Source organism: Pantoea sp. GM_Pan_4 (assembly GCF_026541005.1).
Taxonomy (GTDB): domain Bacteria; phylum Pseudomonadota; class Gammaproteobacteria; order Enterobacterales; family Enterobacteriaceae; genus Pantoea; species Pantoea dispersa.
Map to the genome: position 1 here is coordinate 313,041 of NZ_JALNUZ010000003.1, position 22,932 is coordinate 335,972.

A 22,932-nucleotide genomic window follows, 5' to 3' on the forward strand; every position below is an offset into this window, starting at 1 on the left:
CGGCGTCGTCAGGCGATCTGCACCCAGCGCCGGCCAAGCAATACGGTCAGCACGATGATGCTCACGATGGCCGCCAGGTGCTGCAGCAAATCCAGCGCATGCAGGTGCACCGGATGACAGAACGCCAGCAGGCTTACCGCCATGCAGGCGACGCCCAGGCCCGCCATGGCCAGACTGCGGGCCGGATAGAGCGCCCGCGTCCGGCGCAGACTGATGATGGTCAGCAGCAGCATCGGCAGACTCACCACCAGCAGGAAAACAAAGCACGGCAGCGTGTCGTGCTGCTGCAGCGGCGTGGCCGTCTGCAGCAGACTGCTGGCGCTCAATCCCAGCCACAGCAGACCCGGCGGCAACAGCAGCTTTGCGCTGATGCCGCGCCGCCCTGCAATGCTGAGTTCAAAGGCGCTGCGCATCGCCAGCAGCCCGAGGATAAAGGCCAGCATCAGTTGCAGTGCGGCCTGTATCGCGCCGGCCTGCGACCAGTCGGTCAGAGTGCGCGGCACCAGCAAACTGGCCGCGATGCCGGCCGGCAGCGCCAGCGCCAGCCAGCCCAGCACGCGTTTTCCGGTCGCCGGCGGGCGTTTCACCGGGCGCAGATCGCGCCCCAGTTTTTCAATCAGCAAATGATGGTCAGTCATGGTTTGCTCCAAAGCGGCGCAGATTGATGAGCGCGCGGTGCAACAGCGATTTCACCGCCGATACGCTCAGATTATGGTGTGCCGCCGCCTCGTTCAGGCTCATTTCATGCAAATGAACATGCTCAACGATTTCACGCTGACGCAGCGGCAGCTGGCTGAGATAGCCCGCCAGCTCCTGCCGGGTGTCCAGCTGCTGCTGTTCTGCCGTGCTGGCGGGATCGGCGGCCTGAGCGTCGTCAAGCGCGCAGTGCAGCTGGCGGCCGCGGCGGCGCAGGGCATCAATGGCGCGCGCCGAGACTATCGCCGTCAGCCAGGGCAGAAAAGGGTAAGCGGGATCGTAGGTATGGCGTACGCGATGCAGCGTGAGCAGCACATCCTGAATCACATCTTCCGTTAAGGCTTCATCGCTCAGCCTGCGCCGCACCTGCGCGCGTATCACCGGCACCAGCGCCCGCAGCAGCCGGGTATAGGCACACTGATCCCCGGCCTGCGCGCGTTCCATCAGTCCGGGCCAGTTTTCACGTGCGCTATCGCCTGTGTGCATACGCTGCCTTGTTGCCGTTACGTCTTCTTCGCTGCCGCCTGGTTTAACGCATCCACTACGATGCCGGGTGTCAGCACCTGCGGCAGTACTTTCGGTGGTCCGCCATCAGCCGGATACACCAGGTACATTGGTAAACCGCCCTGACCAAACTCACTCATCACGTCATCAACGTCCGGGTTAAATTTAGTCGAGTCTGCCACCATGTACAGCGTACCGGTTTTCGCCAGTGCGGTTTTCACCGCCTGGGTCGACAGCGAGGTCTTCTCGTTCACCTGACAGGTGATGCACCATGATGCGGTAAAATCGACAAAAATCGCTTTGCCATGCCCGCGCTGAGCGGCCACCGCCTGCGGCGTCCACGTCTGTTTACTGACCTGCGTCTGCATATCGCCTTGCAGCGCCGCGCCTGGCTTGATCAGCCCCGGCAGCGGCGCGATCACCGCAATCAGCAATATCGCCGTGACGCTGAACAGCGCTTTGTGCCCTTTTTCGGCAAAGCGGCGCTGCTGCGCCATGCCATACAGCCAGCCGGCAAACGCCAGCACCACCGAGGCGGCCAGCACAACAGCCAGCGCGCTGCTGCCCGCCTGCTGGGCCAGAATCCACACCAGCCAGGCCCAGGCACCGAGCATGGGAAAGGCCAGCCCGCGCTTAAGGATATCCATCCAGACGCCAGGGCGCGGTAAAAATCGCGCCAGCGGTGGGAACAGCGACAGCAGGGTAAACGGCGCGGCAAAGCCGAGCGCCAGCGCAAAGAAAATAACCAGCGCAACCGCAGGGGGCTGCACCAGCGCGTAGCCGATGGCGCTGGCCATAAAGGGCGCGGCGCAGGGTGTGGCTACGATGATCGCCAGTGCCCCGGTCAGCGCGGAACGCAAAAAAGCGCCGCGCTGGATGTCGATGGCCCCGACGCGCTGCACCGCCAGTCCCACCTCAAAGACGCCAAGCAGGTTAAGCGCGGCAGCCAGCATCACCAGCGACAGCAGGGCGATCACCAGCGGTGACTGCAGCTGAAAGCCCCAGCCGACCGCGGCGCCACCCGCGCGCGCGGCCAGCAGAATGCCGGCCAGCGCCATCATGGTCATCAGCACGCCGAGCAGGAAACCGAGGCCTTCACGGCGCGCGCTGGCAGCCTGGCTTTGATGGCGCAACAGGCCAAGCGCTTTCAGCGAAATTACCGGAAAGACGCACGGCATGAGGTTGAGGATGATGCCGCCCAAAAAGGCGGCCAGCATCGCGGTTAACATGGCTGCCCTCTCACTTACTGCGCTTGCGGATGCGCAGCGTCATACTCTTTCACCGCCGCCAGCGCTTTTTCGATGTGGGTATCCGGGTTTCTGTCGGTATAGCTCAGCAGAATATTGCCGTTGGGGGCAATCACATAAGAGGTGCGGTCAGACAGCGTTTTGCCTTTTATCTGCATCAGCGTTTTATATTCGGCGGCCACTTTGGCACCCGGATCGGCAGCCACGGCGAATTTGTCACGGCACTCCAGCTTAGAAAAATCGCTGATCTGCTCGGTGTTACCGGCAGTGACGCCAATCACCGTGGCGCCCATTTTTTTGAAATCATCCGTGGCTTCGGCGAAGTCGTGCGCCTCGATGGTACAACCCGCGCTGAAGGCCGCCGGGAAGAAGTAGAGCACCACCGGCCCTTTTTGCAGCGCCTGCTGCAGCGAGAAGGTGAGCGGCTTACCGGCCAGCGCGCCCTGAAGTTCAAAGTCAGGTGCTTTGGCACCGACGGGCAGCGCCGCGCTGGCAGCGAAGGCGGCGAGGCTCAGCGTGGTGCCGAGGGTGAGGGTAGCGATGAGATGCCTGATAGTTGTCATGATCTGCTCCTGCGGTGAAAGAGGTCCGGTTAGGGGTGTTCAGTCAGACAGTTCGCCGCAGTCGGTAAAAAGTTGCGCGAAGGGCAAAAAAAAGCAGGGCAGATCCCTTTTTCCCGTCTCGTTTATTTATTCTTTGCGTGAAATCCTTACAATAATCGCCTGATGTTTTTTTAGGTTTTAGATATGTCTTCAACGTCTTGCGATAAACAGAACAGTGAAACCCAGCAGCTGCTGGCGTCCCTGGAACAGCACATTGCCGAGCCGCCACCCCGGGTGCAGCCGGTGCCGGAAGATTTCTGGCAGCAGCTGGAGACGCTGACCCACGGCGACGACGCCTGACTCAGTTGCGCGGCTGTATACCGTGGCACACCATGCTCAGGGTGTGCTGCAGAATCATTTCGGTATCAAAGCCCGGCTCGTGGGCAAAGCGGGTAAAGGGCACCAGTACCATGCTGAGAATTGAGGTCATCAGCACATCGACATTCAGCTGGTTGTTCAGTAATCCCTGCTGCTGCCATTGAATCAGCAACGCGCGAATCCGTTCGCGTCCGGCATGACCGTGACGCTGTTTCAGCGTGCCGCCCAGCCCCTGACCACTGGCGACTTCCTGCAGCCACAGCGGTGCGAACCAGTCATGACTCAGCACGATATCCGCAAACTCCTTAATGAATCCGCTGATCGCAGCGACAGGGTCACTACTCTCTTCGACAAAATGCGCTTCCAGCCGTTGCCGTAACGGCACAAAGCGTTCCGCGACCACGGTATCCAGCAGTGACTCGCGCGACTGAAAATAGTAATTCAGCATGGCCGGGCTGACGCCAGCTTTACGGGCTATGGCGTTGAGCGAGGTTTCCGCGATGCCGTTTTGCGCATACAGCGCGAGCGTGATGTCCAGCAGATGCTCGCGCTGCTGGGCATTGATTGCGCCGCCGCGTGGACGGCCCGGCCGGCGGGGTTTATCAGAAGGCGCTGTCTTGCTCTCCATCACTTTTTGTGCGGTCATCTTTACGTACTCACGGGTTTCGTGTCAGACTTCGGTTAATATTAATTGTGCATTTAATTAATTTCAAACGGTGTCGTTATGAAACCTCAATCTATCACATCGCAGCGCGACAGCGGGGCAACCAGCCCGCCTTCCATTCGCCTGCTGATGGGCGCGCTGATGCTGGTGATGCTGCTGTCCGCGCTTGATCAGACTATCGTCTCGACCGCGCTGCCGACTATCGTCGGCGAACTGGGCGGGCTGGATCGCCTGTCGTGGATCGTCACTGCTTACATGCTGGCCTCAACCCTGGTTGTGCCGCTGTACGGCAAATTTGGCGATCTGTTTGGCCGCCGAACGGTGCTGCAAATCTCGGTGGTGCTGTTTTTGCTGGGCTCGGCGCTGTGCGGGCTGGCGCAAAACATGCCGCAGCTGATTTTTACCCGCGCGCTGCAGGGACTGGGCGGCGGCGGATTAATGGTGGTGAGCATGGCGGCGGTCGCGGATGTCATTCCGCCCGCCGAACGCGGCCGGTACCAGGGCCTGTTTGGCGGCGTGTTTGGTCTGGCGACGGTGATTGGGCCGCTGCTGGGCGGTTTTATTGTGCAGCACATGTCCTGGCGCTGGATTTTCTACATTAACCTGCCGCTCGGCCTGCTGGCGCTGCTGATCATTAATGCGGTGTTTAAAGCGGATAGCCGACGCAAACCCCATGAAATCGATTATCCGGGTGCGGTGTTTCTCAGCCTGGCGCTGGTGGGCGTGACGCTGTTTACCAGTGAAGGCGGCACGCTGCGCGAATGGTCAGATCCCCAGCTATGGTGCATTCTGGCCATGGGGTTGGTTGGCGTGTTGGGGTTTGTCTATGAGGAGAGACGCGCGTGGGAACCGATCATTCCACTCGATCTGTTCCGCAATCGCAGTTTTTCCCTCGCCAGTCTGATGGCGTTTATTATCGGCATGGCGCTGTTTGGCAGCGTGACGTTTTTGCCGCTTTATTTGCAGGTAGTAAAAAACGCCACGCCCACCGAGGCCGGACTACAGCTGTTACCGCTGATGGGCGGGCTGCTGGTCACCTCGATCATTAGTGGTCGCATGATTAGCCGCAGCGGGAAATACCGTTTATTCCCCATCGCCGGGACGCTACTGGCCACAACCGGGATGGCGCTGATGACAACGCTGACGCTGGATGCGCCGCTCTGGCACATTTATCTGTTCTCCAGCGTGCTCGGCATGGGAATGGGCATGACTATGCAGGTGCTGGTGCTGACGGTGCAAAATGCGGTGACGCCCGATCGCATCGGCGTAGCGACCTCATCGGTTACGCTGTTTCGCTCGGTGGGTGGTTCGATCGGCGTTGCGCTGTTTGGCGCTGTGTTCAGTCACGTGCTGAAATCCGGAGCGACCCGACTGATAGAGCAGGGTAATGTGCTGCCGCCTTCGCTGGATCCGGTCGCCGTGAACCATTTGCCTGCAGCGCTGCGTCAGGCTTATTTGCTGGTGTTCAGTGATGCGGTGCATGCCGCATTTCAGATGGCCGCCGGCGTTATGCTGCTGGCGTTTATACTTTCGCTGCTGCTGCCGGAGTCGCCGCTGCGCGATAACGTGCGCAAATAAGCTTTCCGGTTATTTCGCAGCAGGTCCGTCGGTCAGGCTGCGGAATAAAATTTAAACGCAATTTGCCGGATAAATATGCGCTGTCGGCGCAAAGCAGCAAAAGATATAGATTTTTATCCTAAATACATAGCGTTACCTTTCTGTAAACTTAGGTAAAAATAGTGAAGACAGCGAGAATTCGGGCGGAGACGCTTTATTTCTGCAACTTCTTTACGGTATAAATCTGCTATCCCTGTTATCCACTGTGAAACGTCACCCTATGATTGCTACTGCGGCCCGCAACCTGATTGCCTGCCTGATGTTATTAACCCTGGCTGGCTGCTCGTCTCACTCCTCGCCAGCACCGGAGCAGGAAAGTGTTGATACCTCGCAGGACGGTGGTAAACAGCCCGATTTAATTCCGGTAATAGCCGCTTTGCACGATCAAATGCATTCGTGGGAAGGCACCAAATATCAGTGGGGCGGAACGCAATTATCCGGCGTTGACTGTTCCGGATTTGTCTGGCGCACCTTAAAAGATCGTTTCAATATTCCCATGGATCGCGTCACAACGCGTGAACTGATTGCCATGGGTAAGCCGGTCGATCAGGCGCATTTACAGCCTGGCGACTTAGTGTTCTTCCGCATTAAGCATGAGCTGCACGTCGGCTTTTACGACACCGATCGCCAGTTCCTGCATGCATCAGTCAGCCAGGGTGTGATGCGCTCGTCACTGAATAATCCGTACTGGAAATCGGTATATTTAGAAGCCAGACGACTTCCGCGCGAGCAAAATTCGCAGATCAGTTTCAATTATAAAAATAAAGTCTGAAGTCAGACATCCTTCCACAAAGCCGCGGCGCGACGTTTTCGCGCCCGTGCTCAGACCCATCCCGCCGTCAACCATTCGTCTCCTGTTTCAGTGGCAATTCGCATCCAACATGATGGCTGCTTTAACGCTCTGTGCCGCTTTATGGGCATTGAAATACATTCAACCTGTTGATTATAAATAAATAATTTAAATATCACGCGTTAACAATTAGTGCGATCATAGTATTCGCACTAATTATCAATTTTGTAATAGTAAACATGGTTATTATTATCCCCATTGAAGGCGCAGCGCCTTCTCATCAAACGCTAAGGAATATGACCATGAAAGCTATCAAAACACTGACCATTGCCGCCACCGCCGCGCTTTCCCTGATGTCTGCTGCCAGCTTCGCGCAAACCGTTTCAGCCACCTCCACCACACTGGATGGTGCCGAAGCGAAAATTGCCGCTCAGGCTCAGCAGCAGGGTGCGCAATATAAAATTCTGGAAGCCAGCACCAACAACCTGGTGCACATGACCGCTGAACTCTACAAATAACGGATGGTTGCACAGGGATGTGCCAGAACGGGTCGCCTGACGGGCGGCCTTTTTTGTCGTGCAGTCAGGCTCGCGGCGTAACAATCATTCTGGCGATGTTGCTGAATTTGCAGCGCAGACCGTCTGGCAGGAGAACGCAATATGCTGAACAACGTGGATATCAACCGGCAGGCGCTGGCTTTTGCAGATGCATTACGCACGCAACGCCATGCTCACGTTCCGGTGATTCGTTTTGCCCACTGGCCGCAATTTATTGCGACGGTGCGCGCTGAGCTGGCGCAACCGGGCAATCAGGAATAATTAGCACGATCACGATAACCGCACTAATTATCAATTGCAGTATAGTAACCTGAGTTATTATTAGTTCCATCGAAGGCACACAGCCTTCAGCCACAACCATTAAGGAATAAGACCATGAAAACCATTAAAGCTATGTCAATCGCCGCTGTTGCCGCTCTTTCACTGATGTCAGCTGCCAGCTTTGCCCAGAGCGTAACCGTGACTTCCTCTACGCTGGACGGTGCAGAAGCTAAAATCGCCGCGCAGGCGCAACAGCAGGGCGCTCAGTATAAAATTACTGAAGCCAACACCAACAACCGCGTGCACATGACGGCTGAACTGTATAACTAAGTTCAGACTGGTTCACTGCGTTAAGGCCGCCTTCGGGCGGCTTTGCTGTTTCCGGCCCGACTGAAAGCTATCAAAAGCAGCAGGCTGGCGTTCGAAATTTGACCAATCCTGCTCAGCGGGCGCAACAGGCGGAGCCCAGGCGTTTATCCACAGGATAAGCCAGCCTCTTTGCACGTCAGTTGTGGATAACTGCTTTAATATCAAACCGTCAGGCGATAAACGCTGAGTGGATTTCCCGACTTACCCGTCGGTTATTTTGTCAGAAATGAATCCGGTTGCGGCTAAATAAACGCGAAGCGGGTGAGTTTATTTCACCATTTCAAAACACATTACGTTTGCGTAATCTGCACCGTTATTTTTTCTGGTCGTCGTCAAAATGGCGAGAGGGAATCAGATTTTTCTCTTTATTAACCGGCGTTCTTTTCGACCGGCCTTTGTCCAGCAGGCAGTCGCGGCAACAGGCTATTTGCGGATGGTGGATACGCGCTACCGTCAGCGCCTGATGCACGGTATACAAAGAGCCGATAAAGCGCTTCTCTTCCTCAAATTCCAGTACGTAACAGCCTTTTTTATGCAATACCCAGCCGGCGTCCGGATCGTGACATAAATAAAAATAGTGCGGTTCTAACATAACTTACTCTCGGGCGAGTGATAGCCATCGAATAGATAATCGGTGATGTGTCTAAATTAGAGACGCATTCAGTCTACGCCGATGATGACCTGCGGGGCTAATTGATTTAATGACTTTCGGATTAGACCTGAAATGACCGGACCAGCATGAATAATGTGCCGGTCCGGTTGCTGATTTTATTCGCTGGCGAGCGCGGCGACCGGATCCATTCGTGCGGCTTTGCGCGCGGGCAGATAACCAAATATCATGCCGATAATGGTTGAGCAGGCAAACGCTGCGCCAGCCGATTGCCACGAGTAAATGGCGGTCAGCACGCCGCCAGCCAGTAGTGAAATGACCGGACCTATCACCAGAGACAGCGCCACGCCGAGCGATCCGCCCACCAGGCACACCAGCACGGCCTCAATCATAAATTGCTGCATAATGTCGCCGCGTCGCGCACCCACCGCCATGCGCACACCAATCTCGTGGGTGCGTTCGGTCACCGACACCAGCATGATGTTCATTACGCCAATACTGCCGATCATGAGCGCAATCGAAGCCACCAGTAAAATCAGCAGCGTCAGCGTGGCCGCCGCACCTTCTATCGCTTTACGATACTTGTCCCGGTTGAACATCAGGAAATCTTTGGTGCCGTGGCGCGCCGTCAGCAGCTGGGTGAGCGATTCCACCGCCGCACCGCTCACCACATCATCTTTAAGTTTGATGCTTATGCTGGTGAGCGCGGTCTGACCGCTGATGCGATACATCACCGTGCTCCACGGCAGCCAGACGCTGAGACGGTTGGGCGAAAGCCCATCTTCATTGTTGGCCACGCCAATAACCCGCACCGGCACCGATCCCAGCACAATCATTTTGCCAATCGGGCTCGGGCCCTGTTCGCCAAATAATTTATTGCGTGTGTTGATATCAATAATGACTTCCTGGCGCGCGTGCCGCTCATCGCTGAAGTTGCTGCCTTCCACCAGCTTAATGCCCTGAATGCGAAAATAGTCGACGCCTACGCCGGAAACTGAAGTTTTGGAGGCGTTGGCCAGGTAGCGAATGGGCTGTGTGGCGATGATCTCCGGACTGACGGCGGCGACAAACTGCTGGCGCGCAATCACATCGGCATCGGCCATCACCAGGGTTTGTACCGGATGCGCATCATCCTCGACATAATCGCCCCCGGCATAGATAGAAACCACATTGGTACCCAGTCCGGAAATGCTCTCCAGCGTTTTTTCCCGCGCGCCCTGGCCCAGCGCCACCACGGTGACGACGGCGGCAATGCCAAAGATGATGCCGGTCATAGTCAGTGCGGTGCGCAGGCGGTGGGCGTTCATGGCATTCAGCGCCATGCGTAATGATTCGCGCAGCCGGTCAAGCAGACCGCGGAATCTGCTTTGCCGCTTGCGTGGCGCTGGCGTAAAGCGCGTTTTTGCGGCCGTGGCAGCGCTGCCGCTGTCGGCAAAAATCTCGCCGTCCTGAATTTCAATGATGCGTTCCGCGTGCTGCGCCACTTTCATATCGTGGGTAACGATAATCACCGTGTGACCTTCGCGGTTCAGTTCGCTGAGGATGCGCAGCACTTCTTCACCGGAGTGCGAATCGAGCGCGCCGGTGGGCTCATCGGCGAGGATAATTTCGGCACCGTTGATCAGTGCACGCGCAATACTGACACGCTGCTGCTGGCCGCCTGACAGCTCGCCCGGCTTATGCTGTTCGCGCCCCTGTAATCCGAGCCGTGCCAGCAGATGTGCGGCGCGCTGACGGCGTGCGGTGCCGGATAAATTGGCGTAAATCGCCGGTATTTCAACGTTGCTCAGCGCGCTGAGATCTGGCATCAGGTGATAGCGCTGAAAGATAAAGCCGATGTGCTCGCGCCGCACTTGCGCCAGCGCATCGGGCGAGAGCGTGGCGGTATTTTTACCGCCAATCAGGTAATTACCGCTGTCCGGCGCATCAAGGCAGCCAAGAATGTTCAGCAGCGTGGATTTGCCTGAGCCCGAGGGCCCGATGATCGCCACCATTTCGCCGCTGGCAATCTGCAGATTAATGTTTTTCAGCACCTGCAGGGATTGGGAACCATTGACGTAGCTGCGCTGAATGTTGTGCAGTTCGATGATATTCACATCACCACCTTGTCCGCGCCCGGCTGCTGCGTGGCAAGGATCACTTTTTCCCCTAAGCGCAGCCCGCTCAGCACCTGAATGTCAACGCTGTCGCTGATGCCGGTGGTGATGTAGCGCTTCTCAGGCTGATTATTTTGATCCGCGATTTCGACGTAAGTACGACCATCGCTGGCCTTTTTCGTGGCCTGTACCGGCACCAGCAGCGCGTTTTTCGCCTGGTCACGCAGCAGATTAACCTGCGCCGTCATGGAGATGCGCAGTGCATTATCCGGGTTCGGCACATCGAGCAGGGCGTTGTAATACACCGCCGCGTTCGTGCTGCTCACGGTATTGTTTTCGCTGTTACCCATCAGCGCATCATCTTTCATCACCGACTCAGGAGCCAGCTCGATGCTGCGCAGCGTGGCGTTGTAACGTTTATCCGGATTGGCGAAAGTGGTAAACCACGCCTGCTGGCCGGGCTGAATATTGGTAATGTCCGCCTCGGAGATTTGCACTTTGATGGTCATGGTGCCGAGCTGCGCCAGTTTGGCGATGGTTGGGGCGCTCTGTACGGCGTTTACGGTCTGGCCCTGCTTCGTGACGATCGCCACCACCGTGCCGTCAATCGGTGCCATGATGCGCGTGTAGCCGAGATCGAGTTGCTTTTTATCCACTTCGATCTGCGCCTGAATCACCCGCGCCTGCTGCGCCGTCAGCTCTGCCTGGGCGATGCGCCACGCTTCGGCGGCGGTATCAAAATCCTGGCGGGAAACGGCGTTAGTTTTGACCATCTGCTGCAGGCGCTGAAACTGCGCCTGCTGGCGTACCAGCGTAGCCTGACGGGTCTGTAAATCCGCCTGCGCCACGCTCAGCGCCGCCTGCGCATTACGCAGATCGCTGCGCTGCGGCTGATCATCGATCTCCGCGATCAACTGGCCCTTGCGCACGTTGTCGCCGGCTTTGATATACAGCTTTTTCACCTGACCGGAGACCTGCGCACCGACGTTAACGCGCTCAATCGCGTCCATTTTGCCGGTGGCGGCAATCACGTTTTCAATGTCGCCCTGGCGCACCGCGGCGGTCATCAGCGGATTGGGTTTACTGCGTGACGCCGAATACGCCCAGAGAACCAGAATCATCACCAGCGCGGTCAGCGCGGCAAACAGCCATTTTTTCGTCATTGTGTGCATCATCGTCCCTTAAATTTAGCGAGAATAATAATCACTAAGCGGGACAAACTGGAGAAAAATTCTGCGGAATTTTGTCAGCCGCAGAGGAGTGCGCCATCCCTGGCGCAGGTTGTGGGTTAGCGATACCCCATCAGTCAATCCGTTCAGAGCAGATTCAGCTGTTGCTTCAGCTGCGCAATCTCCCTGCGCCATTGCTGCTGCTGCGCCGGTTTCTGATGCTTTGCCTTACGCGCTTCGTCCTGCTGCAGCTTTTCTTCCAGCACCAGCAGCGCCTGCAACAGCGCATCTTCATCGCCCGGGCGGTCATCGACGGCAGCAGCGGCAAGCGGGTGATCGACGGGCACATGGGCGGTGGCCAGCCTGGCGGTCACCTGCGGCCAGTCGTGCCACTCGCTCAGCTGCTGCTGTTCAATCAGCCAGAAGCGATTGCAGCTGCTGGCGATCAGGCTGCGGTCGTGAGACACCAGCAGCACCGCGCCGGCGAACTGCTGCAGCGCCTGCGCCAGCTCCTCTTTGCCTGTCATATCCAGATGGTTGGTCGGTTCATCCAGCAGCAGCAGCGAGTAGCGCGCCAGCGTCAGGCCGACAAACAGCAGGCGCGAGCGCTCACCACCGCTGAGGGAGGCAACCTTCTGCTGGTGGCGCAGCCAGGGAAAGCCTGCGCTAATCAGTGCCATTTTGCACTGCTCATCGCTCAGCGCAGCGAAACCGTGCAATGCCGCGCTTAATGTCTGGTCGTCACGCAACTGTTGCAGGCTCTGGTCGTAATAGCCGACGCGGGCGCGCGGATGAAACAGCGGGCTGTCGCCTTGCTGCCAGCTATGCCACAGCTGGCGCAGCAGTGAGGATTTGCCGCAGCCGTTGTGGCCGACAATCGCGATGCGATCGCCACTTTTCACCTGCAGCGCGGGCAGGGAAAAAAGGGTCGGCGCCCCGGCAGCAGGCTGAATCGACATCGGCGGCAGCGCCAGCACGCGATCCGCCTGCAGCGCTTCGCCCTGTAACTGCAGCTGCCACGGACTGCCGGCGCTGAGCGTGGTCTGCGCAGCTTTCAGCCAGTCGATGCGCTTCTCCATCTGTTTCGCTTTACGCGCCAGACCTTCGTTGTCATAGGTTCGACCCCAGACCGCCAGCCGTTTTGCGCTGCTCTCAACCCGGGCGATCTCCTGCTGCTGTGCCTGGTGGCGCAGCGCATCGGCCTCATCCTGCTGCGCCAGCGCCTCGCGGGCGGCCGTGCAGGGCAGACGGAAAACATGCAGCGTGCGATCGCGCAGGATTGCGCTGCAGTTGGTGACGCGGTCCAGCAGCGCGCTGTCGTGGGACACCAGCAAAAAGCTGCCCTGCCAGCCGATCAGGAAATTCTCCAGCCACAGCAGGGTCGGCAGGTCGAGATGGTTACCCGGTTCGTCCAGCAACAGTAAATCGGGCTGCAGAATCAGCGCGCGCGCCAGCAACAGCCGCATATGCTGTCCGCCGCTCAGCGTCGCCGCGGTTTGTGACTGCTGCGCTGTGCTGAAACCCAGCGTATGCAGCAGCGCCTCAGCACGCCAGCGCTCGCTGCTGCGCTGTGCTGAGGGCAGCCGGGCGATAACGCCATCCAGCAATGAGGCCCCGAATAACGTTTCCGGCAGGTGTTGTTCGATGCGCGCCAGCAGACAGTGGCTGGCGGGTGTGACGCTGCCGTGACTGGCGGCCAGTTCACCGCTGAGAATTTTCAGCAGGGTACTTTTACCGCTGCCGTTGTCGCCAATCAGGCCGATGCGGTCGCCTTTTTTCAGGCTGAAATCCAGGGAATGGAAAAGCGGGCCAAAGGCATTGTCGAAGCCGACGGCATGTGCGGAAAGGAGTGTGCTCATCTACTTACTCTCAAGTTGCAGGCGCAAAAAGGCCTGACGTCAGAATTTCGCTGACGACAACCCGGTAAGCCGGAGAGAAGGGATTAGATTGTCAGAACTTCGCTCAGGCGGATTATCGCAGCACGAGTGCGGTAAAACCTGAGCGGATCCAGTCACCATAGAAGTGTGAGTAAACAAACAGTTCACACGACGGCATAGAGTTCCTCCTTAGTTATCAGCAGGTGAATAAGTCAGCCGATAATAGTGGCGGTGTGCGGCTTTTTCCAGCGATTTGTATCGGCGTTGGTATAGTATGGCGTCAGAGTCTGATTGATGTCACAGGAGATTGAATATGTTGATTTATGACGTTTTTGGCCGCCACATTGGTGTTCTGCGCAAGGATGATGGCTGGCAGGTATTTCGCGCCGACGTGACAGAAAGAAAATTCTCACGAATGTTTGATATTGCTATTCCAGATGATATGCCAGAAGACGAAATTGCAGGCTGGCTGGGTGATATCTTTCATGAAGCTGCAACTGAGCATCATCCTGATGTGAAACGCATCGAATAAAAACCTGATTGTTTTGGGTTGTTTGCCTTTGGCATAAAGCGGACGGTGCACAAGTCCATGTCCGCTTTGAGCAAAAGCGGACATTGACCAGTCAGTTAATTCCCGTCGGGTTTGAAATGCGTATCCGCCAGCCCTTATCCGCCCCTTGTTCCATCACCTGTGTGGCGACGCCGCAATCATCTCTTTGAGTGCCGTCTTCTAATGTCGTAGTCAGCGACCATTTAATGATGGCAAGAATAAGGTCACCTGAAGGGATAAGAGTATGGATCTGGTTTCTGATAATTGGCCTTGATGCTATCAACGTGGTAAAAGCCATACGCAATGCATAAGGATCAGTTTCGATGACAACATTGCTGGGCATTCTCATCGAGGCACGGTTACTGAAAACAGACATCAATGCGTCAATATTTCCGGCATTAAATGCTTCATCAAATGCAGCAATGGTTTCAGCTGGCGATCGATGGACAGTATCGCTCCTCTCAACCGAAGCTGCGAAATTGGAAATGTATCCTGCAATTTCTTGAGGTGATTCCAGCGGCGAAAGATGTCCTGTGCCATGAACAATCATCATTGCTGCGTGAGGAATGCGAGGCAGCAGCTCTCTTTGCAACGTTTCCGGGGTATCGACCCGGTCCAGCTCTCCTGATATGACTCTTACGGGAACATTAATGGAGGCAACTGCACTTGTAATGTCTTCGCGCATGGCGATGTCGGGCCAGGCAGCCTTCGCTTCAGTTCCGGCGCTCAGACTGTCTTCAATGACCTGCTCACGGAGCGCCGGGCTAAGCGGCCTCGACGTCAGAACATTGTCGATAACAAACTCGACTGATTCACGGCTGCTATATGCACTGGTAAGCCTGTCGCGATCTTCTTTAGAAAGCATCATGGGCGAAGGAGGAGAGGGTGCAATCAGCATTAGCCCTTCAAGGCCTTGAGGCCGACGGGATGCCATCAATTGGGCAACTTTTCCTCCCATTGAGTGGCCAATCAGGATATATCGCTTTAGCTTGAGCGCGGCAATGACGCCTTCAGCATCACTTGCAAGGTCCGCAATCCGGTATCCGGACTTCGGCGCATCTGATAATCCCCAGCCACGGTGATCGATAGCTACCGTGCGATAGTGATCAGGTAACTGTGATATCACGCTCTGCCACGTTCGGGATGATCCGCCATAGTAATGCAGGAACACCAGTGCAAGCTCACCGCGACCATGTTGCTGTACATTAATACCTGTATTGTTCACTGTAATTTTCATTATTTCATTCTCCTCATGGTTTAAAATAATGTTAATTACAGTTCTTATAAATGATAATTGGCTGAATAGTGTTTACAGTCGATAACCATATTATCGAATGGTGTGCGTAATGGACAAGTTTACCAGTATGCGAATTTTTATTGCGGCAGTTGAGGAAGGCAGTTTTGCTGCGGCCGCAAGACGTTTTAAACTTTCATCAGCCATGGCAGGAAAACATGTCAGTGCTTTAGAATCCGATTTACACGTGCGGCTTATTCAGCGCTCTACACGCCGACTGAGCCTTACGGATGTTGGTCAGCGATATTATGACCGCTGCAAAGTGATTATCGAGGCTCTGGATGACGCAGACAGGGAAGCCAGTGACATTCAGGCCACTCCCCGGGGATTGTTACGCATCGCCGCCCCTCTTGCCTTCGGCGAAATGCATCTGGGGAAGATTGTGTCACGCTACCTTGAGCAATTTCCGGAAGTCAGTGCAGGTGTTGTCCTTGAGGATAAGTATATTGATTTGCTTGAGGAACGGATAGATGTAGCCATACGCATAGGACATCTGGACGATCCGACGCTTGTCACCCGACGTCTGGCACCCTGTAAAATGGTTTTATGCGCATCAACAGACTTTCTGAAAAAATACGGCATGCCTGAAACGCCAGATGATCTCTCGCGTATGCCGCGCATGGCTTTCAGCCAGGCAATTTCTGCCGGAGACTGGACAATCTATGACACAGATAACAGGCCACACACTATTGAAAGCCGTTGCCGGCTCACATCAAACAATATCCATTTGTTAATGGAAGCGGCCTTGGGCGGTACAGGGATTGTATATGGCCCCTGTTTTGTTTTTCGAGAGCACATAAGGCAGGGCCAACTGATTGAGCTGCTGCCAGATTACCGGACATCAGAGCTTACCATTCAGGCAGTGTACCCGAGTGCGATGCGCATTCCATTTAAGGTTCGCACTTTCGTTGATTTTATTGCTGATGCTTTGAAAGCGAAGCCGCTTTAAGAGTGCGGGTACTTGAACAAACATAGAATGATGCCCGCTTTTAGCACAACGCGAACGTTATTGTTCCAACATTACGTCTTTACCTTGGCTTTACAAAGCTTATTCTACCTTCAAAATAGCAACTGCCATGCGTCTGTTCAGTCAATGGCGCAGGAAAGCTATCAGACCTGAGCTGGTAGCAGTGGACAAAGCCCCCCTGTTAAGTCGGGTGATAAAATGAAGGTGGCTGGCCGGTAATCCGACGGAACATCGTCGCGAAGGATGAACCATTGTCATAGCCGAGCGACAACGCGACTTCGTTTACCGGTGTTCCCGTTAGCAGCATTGCCAGCGCGCTGACCACACAGGCTCGCTGACGCCAGGCTGAAAACGACATGCCGGTTTGCTGCTGAAAATGGCGACGAAATGTGCTGCCGCTCATAAACAGCGCGCTGGCCCAGCGTTCTGCCGGATCGTGAATGGCTGGCGCAAGTAAAAAAGCCTGACATAGCCTCAACAGCGCGGGCTGCTGCGGCAAAGGGATCTCGAGCGCGCACACTGGCATTGCCGCCACTTCAAGCAGCATTAAATCTATCAGCGCCCGATCGCGTACGCTGTCATAGCACGGCGGCAAATCCACCGCCTCCAGTAGTAGCTGCCGCAACAGCGGCGATACGGCAATCACTTCGCAGCGGCTGATGTTACGCAATCTGGACGCGCATGCGGGTTCGATATACAGGCTACGCGTCGTTACGCCTGTAAACTTGACGGCATGCAGGATTTCGGGGGGGATCCATACCGCATGCTGGGGCGGCACCACCCATTCCCCGTCACGGGTTGAAACGTGCATCAGGCCGGTTGCGCCATACAGAAGCTGCGCACGGCGGTGCTGATGTTGCGGCAGGAAAAATCCCTGCGCATAGTCGTTGCCGAGCGCTACAACATCGCGATTCAGCCGATCGAAGCCGTCAATTTTCTCGTTTCGCATATCCGTCCCCATCTGACCAGTTTGCAAGGGTAATTGAGCGCTGCGCAAATGGGAAGCGGGCCGCTGGCGCGATATGCTGCTGCCTCACTTGTAAACGGGACACCTCCTTGAACGAATTGCTGATAATAGTACTTGCCGGCTTTACTACCGGCATAACCACGGTCCTTTTTGGCTTCGGCGGCGGCTTTGTTGTCGTGCCATTTATTTATCAGTTGCTGATGCGGCAGCCGCTGCTGGCAGGAAATGCGATGCATATTGCCGTGGCCACCTCGACAGCGGTGATGATTTTCAACGCAGGCTGGGTTAGTTACCAAAACTGGCAAGCGGGCAGGCTTTCTTCAACCGTCTTGTTTCCGCTGCTGTGGTTTATCGCCACAGGCGCGGTAGTCGGTTCGTGGTTAGCGGGAATGATGAGCGAGGCGCTGATTCGCGCGCTTTTTATCCTTTATATGCTGTCGACGATTGGGGATTGTCTGTTACGCAAAGGCTTCTTCAGCGGCAGCGCGCCGCGTCGTTTATCACTTTTGACGGTTGCCGGTGGCGGTATGCTAATCGGCATGATTGCTGCACTGCTGGGCGTTGGCGGCAGCGTAATGACGGTGCCACTGTTACGACGACACGGCCATGCAATGCGCGCGTGTATTAGTGCGGCCAACCCGCTTTCCCTGCCGGTAGCGCTGTGCGGTGCGATGACATATGCGATAAGCGGCTGGCATAAAATTCAGGCAGGCGGATTTTTGGGATTTATCAGCCTGAAAATATTGGGCTTGCTCCTGGTGACCGGCTGGGCGGGTATTGCTTTCAGCCGCCGGGCTATCCCCGCCGTCCCCGATGTCTGGCACGCGCGAATCTACGTGATGCTGCTGTGCATGGTTCTGGTAGTAATAGTGCTTTAGACAAACCTTGTTTTGCTGATTTGGCTGCTGTTACAGAAGCAATAATTGTATGAACATCCGTCACTGGCACAAAGCGGACGTTCACAGCACTTCCAGCTGTCCAGAGGCATTTGACACTGACAGGCAGTATGCAGCCAGTACATTGTGTGCCATGTATTGGAATGCGTAGGTTGAGCATACTTACCGGCGGCGGCGCATTAGAGAATAGGTTTGCTACTGGCCTTTGGCGGCGCCAGCCTGCTGCTGACGCTTAGAGAGTGACTTAAACCGTACATGACGGGGAAGTAACTGACACCCTGGCCCGAACATGCACTTAACCTGGCAACAGGCTAGCGAATTAAGCACCGGTTACCGTCGGCTGATGTACCTTCATCGAATCATGCTTGCCTGGATTGCACTCCTGGGTGGTACCGGGAAGATAAAATTTTCCGTCCGCATCAGGATCGGTGCCGCCGGGACATCCCGGCCTGCCGGCAGAGCCATCAGTATTACCCCCATCTGAACCGTTTCCACCGTCAGCGCCGGATTCTCCCGCATAGCCGCCATTTCCTCCCTGACCTCCGGCTCCTCCCTGTCCAGCGCTGACAGAGCATGCGAACAGTGCCAAAAAGCAGGCCAGAAAATACTTACTCATTGGTTAGCCTCTCGATTCGTAACGGGCAGCTCAGGCTGCCGCGGCGGGTAATACTCACGAAGAGATACACTACCATCCGTTTTATCTCTGCTGACTTAACAGATCATCAACACCCGTTTTTCAATAAGAAACTAAGGCCGTCAATTTACGCAGTGCCTGCTGCTGGCCTTACTCTGATTACTGCCAGGGTAATCACTGACGCCCGCGCGGGCGTCACTGGCGCTGCACCTTCTTATCGTGACTGATTAACCCAAATCAGTTGATCGGTTGCGAAGCCCAGTCGCTGGGCATAGGCGAGATAACGCTGTTTGACTTCAGCCGGAATGGTGGGCTGACGCGACAGAATCCACAGATACCCCCGGTTCGGCCCGGCGACCAGTGCATACTGATAATCTTCATCCAGCGCAATCACGTTATAACCGCCATAAAAAGGTCCGAAGAACGAGACCTTCAGCGCGGCGACGTCAGGTTTGCCGGTGAAGTAAGCTTTGCCTTCGCTCTCGCTCCACGCTTTTTTCTCCGGATCGTAACCGCGATTCAGCACGCTGATACCGCCGTCGCTGCGTTTGCCGTAGGTGGCGGTCACATGATCTTTACCGCGTTCGAAACGGTGATCGAGGCGGGCAATTTCATACCAGGTGCCGAGATAGCGATCGGCATTGAAGTGGGTGATGGGCTGCACCCCTTTAGGTGGCGTCGGGGATTTACAGGCGACCAGGGTAACAGACAGCGCCGTAATGGCGACTAACGGCCAGATTTTCATCGCAACTCCTTTATATCTCTCAAAATCCTGTCTGAAGTATAGATAAGGATAGCGAAACCGGTGCGGCGCAAAACCTTACGCCGCTGCCGGTCTGTCGATTACCGGCGTTTCTCAACCTCATCTTCTGGCGGAATCACCGGCTCATCGATAGCGATCGATTTGCCGGATTTCAGCAGCTGAATATCCAGAATCACGTAGGTCATAGTGGTAATAAACAGCGAGATGACACTGCCAATCACGCCGCTGGTGGTAAAGGTGAAGTAGTTGTACATCACCACCCAGGTGAGGCAGATAAACATCGCCAGCGCCACGGTAATCGCCGACTGCGAGTAATGCGTGGTACGCGCCCCCATTTCATTAATCTGCAGACTCAGGTTGCAGCCGCTGTATTTTTCCAGCAGCACGATAGTGTGATCCCAGTTGTGCAGGCGGCGTGCGCTGCCGCGCGCGGTGAACAGAAACAGCAGCGACAGGAACAGACCAGAGAAGGCGATCAGGACCGGTACCGCTTCCAGCGCATAGGCAATGCTTTTATGGCTTGACGCTTGCGCGACCGCGCTCAAATCCAGCGTTAGCGAGCAGCCCAGTGCGCCATACAGGAACACAAACAGCAGCAGATAGAGCGCGTTGCGTTTCCAGTCGAGCTCTGCTTCATGATTTCTCTGTAACCGCGCATCCTGCAACGCCTGTCGCAGGCGCAGTTGTTCGTCAGACGGGGAATCAATACTGGCGATCTCCTCGCCCAGTAAACGGTGAATAAAAGGCTGATCGGCCTGATCGAGGGTGATGCGCATAAATTTTCCGCTAGCAAAATATTCGTGGCGTCAGTGTAACGTAAAACGAAGCTCACCGGGCGTCCGGTGCAGCGGCTGCGCATTTTGCCGCCGTCAACACGCACCGGGTGAAGGGGGAGCGCAGCAATCCTTCGCATCCATCGATTGGCGATATCTGATTATTCGGGTAACGTGGAATTTCATACTAATACGTCAAGATTATTCCCGTACCCTACGTAGCAGGAGAGGTCAGTTATGTCCGTCCATTCGCCGCTCATCGGCATCGTCAGCGATGATGTCAGCCATCCGCACAGTATACACATGCTCAAAGAAGTCACGCGTCAGCTCAGTGCGCGTGATCGGCTGCCGGTGCTGCTGTGCGCCGCCACGCGCGAGGATTTTCAGGCCGCGCTGCGGAACGCGGCGTCGTTGCCGCTGGGTGGACTGTTGTTCCTGAGCTCGCCGTGTCGGGATGCGCAGGAGATCGCCGCGCACCTGCTGCCATCGCTGCGCGCGGTGCATCTTTGCCCGAGCGACAGCGCGGGCGCTGATGTGGTGATTGCGGATGCGTATCACGCCGGGCAGCAGCTTGGCGCACTGCTGCTGTCGCAGGGACACCAGCGTTTGGGCGCTATGCAGGTGCAGGCAAGTGACACGCCGCCGCGCCAGGTGCAGGGGTTTATTGCCAGCCTGCAGGCGGAAGATAAGACGCTGCACGCAGCACTGCACGCCGGTGCCCTTCACCGTGAGCAGGCTTATCAGGCGATGATGGCTTACCTGAAGAAAACCCGTGCGGCAGAACGCATCAATGCATTGATGTGCGAATACGACGAGCTGGCCTTTGGCGCACTGCAGGCCGTGCGCGACTTCGGTCAGGGCGCGCATATCGCCGTAGTGGGCTTTGATGATGCTGACGAGGCGCGCGGCTCCACATGGCACCTGAGCAGCTGGGCACCGCGCCGTGATTTACTGGTGACGGAAGCCCTGAACCGGCTGCTGGATCAGCGTCCGGACCACAGCCGCGCCTGGCAGCAGGGTGAGTTGCAGGTGCGCCATTCGCATCACGGCAAATATGTGCCTGGCGAAATGTCGCAGTGCGGCTGCGCCATCCGTCACTGATCGCTGCAAGCCTTTCCCCTTTGGCGCCGGGCTGATTTCCACACACTGGCGCTGATCTTTGCCGGATTTTTATATCCGCGCAGGTTTTCTTTACGCCTTTTTTATATTGCCGGCGGTTAAATCAGCGCAGCAGGCGGCACTGTGGCGCGCCTTAACCTCAAAGGGAAATATCATGCCCGGCACTATTCTGGTCACACATAATCAGCATCAGTCTTCCACGCTGGCAGCCATTTACGATCGCCTGATGGCGCGACGCGGTGGCCTGTGGGTCTGCTGGGATGGACAACGTACCGTCGCTGCGCAGGAAGCGGCGCGCACGCTTAGCTTTCAGCAGGGTAATGAATACGACAGGCTGCAGTTTGCGCTGACGCGCGCAGAATACGAAGAGGGCTATCACGGCTACGTCCATAAGGGGTTGTGGCCGGTGTTTCACCAGCGTCCGGACCTGGCACGTTTCACCAGCGCCAGCTTCCAGGCCTATCGCCAGCTGAATGCGGCTTATGCTCACGCCATCGCTGAATATGCCATGCCGGACGATGTGATCTGGCTGCAGGATTATCACTTCATCCCAACGGTGAAAATGCTGCGTGATACCGGCTTAACTAACCGCATCGGTTTGTTTTTACATCAGCCGTTTCCATCCGGTCAGCTGTTTGAAGCGATCCCTGACTGGCGCAGCCTGGCAGACTCGCTGCTGTGCTGTGACCTGATTGGCTTCCAGACCGGGCAGGATATGAATAACTTTCTGCTTTGGCTGGAGAGCGGGTTTCGCGCTGAACGCTTAGGCAGGAACCGTCTGCGTGTGCACGGTCACATCATCACCACCGGCGTGTTTCCGGTCGGGATCGATCTGGCTGAGGTTCAGGCGTTACTTGAGAGCAACAGCTGCCAGTACATGGAACAGCAGAGCCGCGAACATTTGCCGGCCAATACGGTGCTGAGCGGCGGTCATCTCGACGACAGCGCAGGTCTGCCGTATCGCATCAGCGCGCTGGAAGTGCTGCTGCGCCATCATCCCGACTATGCGGGCAACATGATGTTATTGCAGCTGGCTTCTGCTGCCAGCGGTCACCCGCACCGGCAGCAGGCAATCAGCCACAATCTGGAAAATCTGTGCGGTGAGGTTAATGGCGTGCACGGTATGCTCAACTGGTATCCGGTCAGCTATCTCAACCACGATTATCGCCGTGAGGAGCTGGCCGGACTGTATCGCGCGGCGCGGGTGGCGCTGGTGACGCCACTGATGGCGGGCATGAGCCTGATGGCGAAAATGTATGCTGCGCTGCAGGATCCGGCGAATCCCGGCGTGCTGATTCTGTCGCAGTTCGCGGGTGCGGCCGAACAGATGGATGGCGCGCTGATCGTTAATCCTTACGATCCGGATGCAATGGCGGATGCCATCCATACGGCGTTGCGGCTGCCGCTCAGCGACCGTCAGAACCGTCATGCGCGCTTGCTGAATAATCTGCACCGCTATGATTGTCACTGGTGGGCCGACAGCTTCCTCGCCCTGTTAATGGATGAGCCGCAGCCGGAGAGTGTGCAGCTGTCTAGCCGTCACCTGTCGGGCGCAGGCATAAGCGGGCGGTTACGTTATTGATAAGCAGACT

At 56.3% G+C, this 22,932-nt stretch carries 25 protein-coding genes; 11 read left to right on the forward strand and 14 right to left on the reverse strand.

Features of this window, described 5'->3' with window-relative positions:
* Window positions 1–8: 8 nt before the first annotated feature.
* Genes OXR61_RS10500 through OXR61_RS10515 form a run of 4 tightly spaced genes read right to left on the reverse strand, consistent with a single transcriptional unit; the run spans window position 9 to window position 3,010 of the window.
* The gene (locus tag OXR61_RS10500) at window positions 9–638 is read right to left on the reverse strand and encodes an NrsF family protein (protein ID WP_021508965.1); all 630 of its coding nucleotides are present in this window, start codon (window positions 636–638) and stop codon (window positions 9–11) included.
* Entirely contained in the window at window positions 631–1,182 is a 552-nt protein-coding gene (locus tag OXR61_RS10505) for a sigma-70 family RNA polymerase sigma factor (protein ID WP_021508966.1), read from the reverse strand. Before OXR61_RS10505 ends, OXR61_RS10500 begins: the two co-directional genes overlap by 8 nt.
* Before the next feature lie 17 nt (window positions 1,183–1,199).
* The gene (locus tag OXR61_RS10510) at window positions 1,200–2,429 is read right to left on the reverse strand and encodes a thioredoxin family protein (RefSeq protein ID WP_021508967.1); all 1,230 of its coding nucleotides are present in this window, start codon (window positions 2,427–2,429) and stop codon (window positions 1,200–1,202) included.
* A gap of 14 nt (window positions 2,430–2,443) precedes the next feature.
* Window positions 2,444–3,010 carry a peroxiredoxin gene (locus tag OXR61_RS10515; protein WP_021508968.1) on the reverse strand — a complete coding sequence of 189 codons (567 nt, stop codon included), beginning with the start codon at window positions 3,008–3,010 and terminating at the stop codon, window positions 2,444–2,446.
* Between the two features lie 183 nt (window positions 3,011–3,193).
* Here OXR61_RS10515 and OXR61_RS10520 point away from each other — a divergent pair, with 183 nt between their 5' ends.
* Window positions 3,194–3,349, forward strand: a complete 156-nt coding sequence (locus OXR61_RS10520) for a hypothetical protein (protein ID WP_021508969.1) — start codon at window positions 3,194–3,196, stop codon at window positions 3,347–3,349.
* A gap of 1 nt (window position 3,350) precedes the next feature.
* On the opposite strand, the gene OXR61_RS10525 is transcribed toward OXR61_RS10520, so the two are convergent.
* Window positions 3,351–4,013: a TetR/AcrR family transcriptional regulator gene (locus OXR61_RS10525; protein WP_021508970.1), complete on the reverse strand. Its 663-nt coding sequence runs from the start codon at window positions 4,011–4,013 to the stop codon at window positions 3,351–3,353.
* 78 nt (window positions 4,014–4,091) lie between these two features.
* Between OXR61_RS10525 and OXR61_RS10530 the strand changes: the two genes are divergently transcribed.
* The 5 genes from OXR61_RS10530 (at window position 4,092) to OXR61_RS10550 (ending at window position 7,586) form a co-directional block, all read left to right on the forward strand.
* Window positions 4,092–5,609 carry an MDR family MFS transporter gene (locus OXR61_RS10530; protein ID WP_021508971.1) on the forward strand — a complete coding sequence of 506 codons (1,518 nt, stop codon included), beginning with the start codon at window positions 4,092–4,094 and terminating at the stop codon, window positions 5,607–5,609.
* A gap of 259 nt (window positions 5,610–5,868) precedes the next feature.
* A complete protein-coding gene (locus OXR61_RS10535) occupies window positions 5,869–6,420 on the forward strand; it encodes an NlpC/P60 family protein (protein WP_021508972.1) in 552 nt (183 codons plus the stop codon).
* Between the two features lie 320 nt (window positions 6,421–6,740).
* A complete protein-coding gene (locus tag OXR61_RS10540; protein ID WP_021508973.1) occupies window positions 6,741–6,956 on the forward strand; it encodes a YdgH/BhsA/McbA-like domain containing protein in 216 nt (71 codons plus the stop codon).
* 141 nt (window positions 6,957–7,097) lie between these two features.
* Complete coding sequence (locus tag OXR61_RS10545; RefSeq protein WP_021508974.1) at window positions 7,098–7,256, forward strand: hypothetical protein; 159 nt, start codon at window positions 7,098–7,100, stop codon at window positions 7,254–7,256.
* Between the two features lie 114 nt (window positions 7,257–7,370).
* On the forward strand, window positions 7,371–7,586 hold the full coding sequence (locus tag OXR61_RS10550; RefSeq protein ID WP_021508975.1) for a YdgH/BhsA/McbA-like domain containing protein: 216 nt from the start codon (window positions 7,371–7,373) through the stop codon (window positions 7,584–7,586).
* Between the two features lie 352 nt (window positions 7,587–7,938).
* Here the strand turns inward: OXR61_RS10550 and OXR61_RS10555 are convergent, their stop codons facing one another.
* The 4 genes from OXR61_RS10555 to OXR61_RS10570 form a co-directional block, all read right to left on the reverse strand.
* Window positions 7,939–8,217 carry a hypothetical protein gene (locus tag OXR61_RS10555; protein WP_021508976.1) on the reverse strand — a complete coding sequence of 93 codons (279 nt, stop codon included), beginning with the start codon at window positions 8,215–8,217 and terminating at the stop codon, window positions 7,939–7,941.
* Window positions 8,218–8,393: 176 nt separating this feature from the next.
* Window positions 8,394–10,331 (reverse strand): MacB family efflux pump subunit, encoded by a 1,938-nt coding sequence (locus tag OXR61_RS10560; protein ID WP_021508977.1) that lies wholly within the window; start codon window positions 10,329–10,331, stop codon window positions 8,394–8,396.
* On the reverse strand, window positions 10,328–11,503 hold the full coding sequence (locus OXR61_RS10565) for an efflux RND transporter periplasmic adaptor subunit (RefSeq protein WP_031279986.1): 1,176 nt from the start codon (window positions 11,501–11,503) through the stop codon (window positions 10,328–10,330). The genes OXR61_RS10560 and OXR61_RS10565 overlap by 4 nt, the downstream gene beginning before the upstream one ends.
* 143 nt (window positions 11,504–11,646) lie before the next feature.
* Window positions 11,647–13,359, reverse strand: a complete 1,713-nt coding sequence (locus OXR61_RS10570) for an ATP-binding cassette domain-containing protein (RefSeq protein ID WP_267412047.1) — start codon at window positions 13,357–13,359, stop codon at window positions 11,647–11,649.
* 331 nt (window positions 13,360–13,690) lie between these two features.
* Here OXR61_RS10570 and OXR61_RS10575 point away from each other — a divergent pair, with 331 nt between their 5' ends.
* Window positions 13,691–13,909, forward strand: coding sequence for a hypothetical protein (locus OXR61_RS10575; RefSeq protein ID WP_021508980.1), 219 nt, complete (start codon window positions 13,691–13,693; stop codon window positions 13,907–13,909).
* A 91-nt stretch (window positions 13,910–14,000) separates the two neighbouring features.
* On the opposite strand, the gene OXR61_RS10580 is transcribed toward OXR61_RS10575, so the two are convergent.
* Window positions 14,001–15,164, reverse strand: a complete 1,164-nt coding sequence (locus OXR61_RS10580) for an alpha/beta fold hydrolase (protein ID WP_021508981.1) — start codon at window positions 15,162–15,164, stop codon at window positions 14,001–14,003.
* Between the two features lie 109 nt (window positions 15,165–15,273).
* Here OXR61_RS10580 and OXR61_RS10585 point away from each other — a divergent pair, with 109 nt between their 5' ends.
* The gene (locus OXR61_RS10585) at window positions 15,274–16,170 is read left to right on the forward strand and encodes a LysR family transcriptional regulator (protein WP_021508982.1); all 897 of its coding nucleotides are present in this window, start codon (window positions 15,274–15,276) and stop codon (window positions 16,168–16,170) included.
* Window positions 16,171–16,369: 199 nt separating this feature from the next.
* Here OXR61_RS10585 and OXR61_RS10590 read toward each other — a convergent pair whose 3' ends face one another.
* Complete coding sequence (locus OXR61_RS10590) at window positions 16,370–17,137, reverse strand: helix-turn-helix transcriptional regulator (protein ID WP_021508983.1); 768 nt, start codon at window positions 17,135–17,137, stop codon at window positions 16,370–16,372.
* A gap of 107 nt (window positions 17,138–17,244) precedes the next feature.
* Between OXR61_RS10590 and OXR61_RS10595 the strand changes: the two genes are divergently transcribed.
* Window positions 17,245–18,033 (forward strand): sulfite exporter TauE/SafE family protein, encoded by a 789-nt coding sequence (locus OXR61_RS10595; protein ID WP_021508984.1) that lies wholly within the window; start codon window positions 17,245–17,247, stop codon window positions 18,031–18,033.
* Between the two features lie 337 nt (window positions 18,034–18,370).
* On the opposite strand, the gene OXR61_RS10600 is transcribed toward OXR61_RS10595, so the two are convergent.
* From OXR61_RS10600 to OXR61_RS10610, 3 genes are all read right to left on the reverse strand, one after another.
* Window positions 18,371–18,667, reverse strand: coding sequence for a hypothetical protein (locus OXR61_RS10600; RefSeq protein ID WP_071813630.1), 297 nt, complete (start codon window positions 18,665–18,667; stop codon window positions 18,371–18,373).
* Between the two features lie 232 nt (window positions 18,668–18,899).
* Entirely contained in the window at window positions 18,900–19,430 is a 531-nt protein-coding gene (gene blc, locus OXR61_RS10605; RefSeq protein WP_021508986.1) for an outer membrane lipoprotein Blc, read from the reverse strand.
* Between the two features lie 98 nt (window positions 19,431–19,528).
* A complete protein-coding gene (locus OXR61_RS10610; RefSeq protein ID WP_021508987.1) occupies window positions 19,529–20,224 on the reverse strand; it encodes a hypothetical protein in 696 nt (231 codons plus the stop codon).
* Between the two features lie 234 nt (window positions 20,225–20,458).
* On the opposite strand from OXR61_RS10610, the gene OXR61_RS10615 reads away from it, so the two are divergent.
* Both OXR61_RS10615 and OXR61_RS10620 read left to right on the forward strand, forming a co-directional pair.
* On the forward strand, window positions 20,459–21,322 hold the full coding sequence (locus OXR61_RS10615; protein ID WP_021508988.1) for a substrate-binding domain-containing protein: 864 nt from the start codon (window positions 20,459–20,461) through the stop codon (window positions 21,320–21,322).
* 172 nt (window positions 21,323–21,494) lie between these two features.
* Complete coding sequence (locus OXR61_RS10620) at window positions 21,495–22,922, forward strand: trehalose-6-phosphate synthase (RefSeq protein WP_031279989.1); 1,428 nt, start codon at window positions 21,495–21,497, stop codon at window positions 22,920–22,922.
* Window positions 22,923–22,932: the final 10 nt, after the last annotated feature.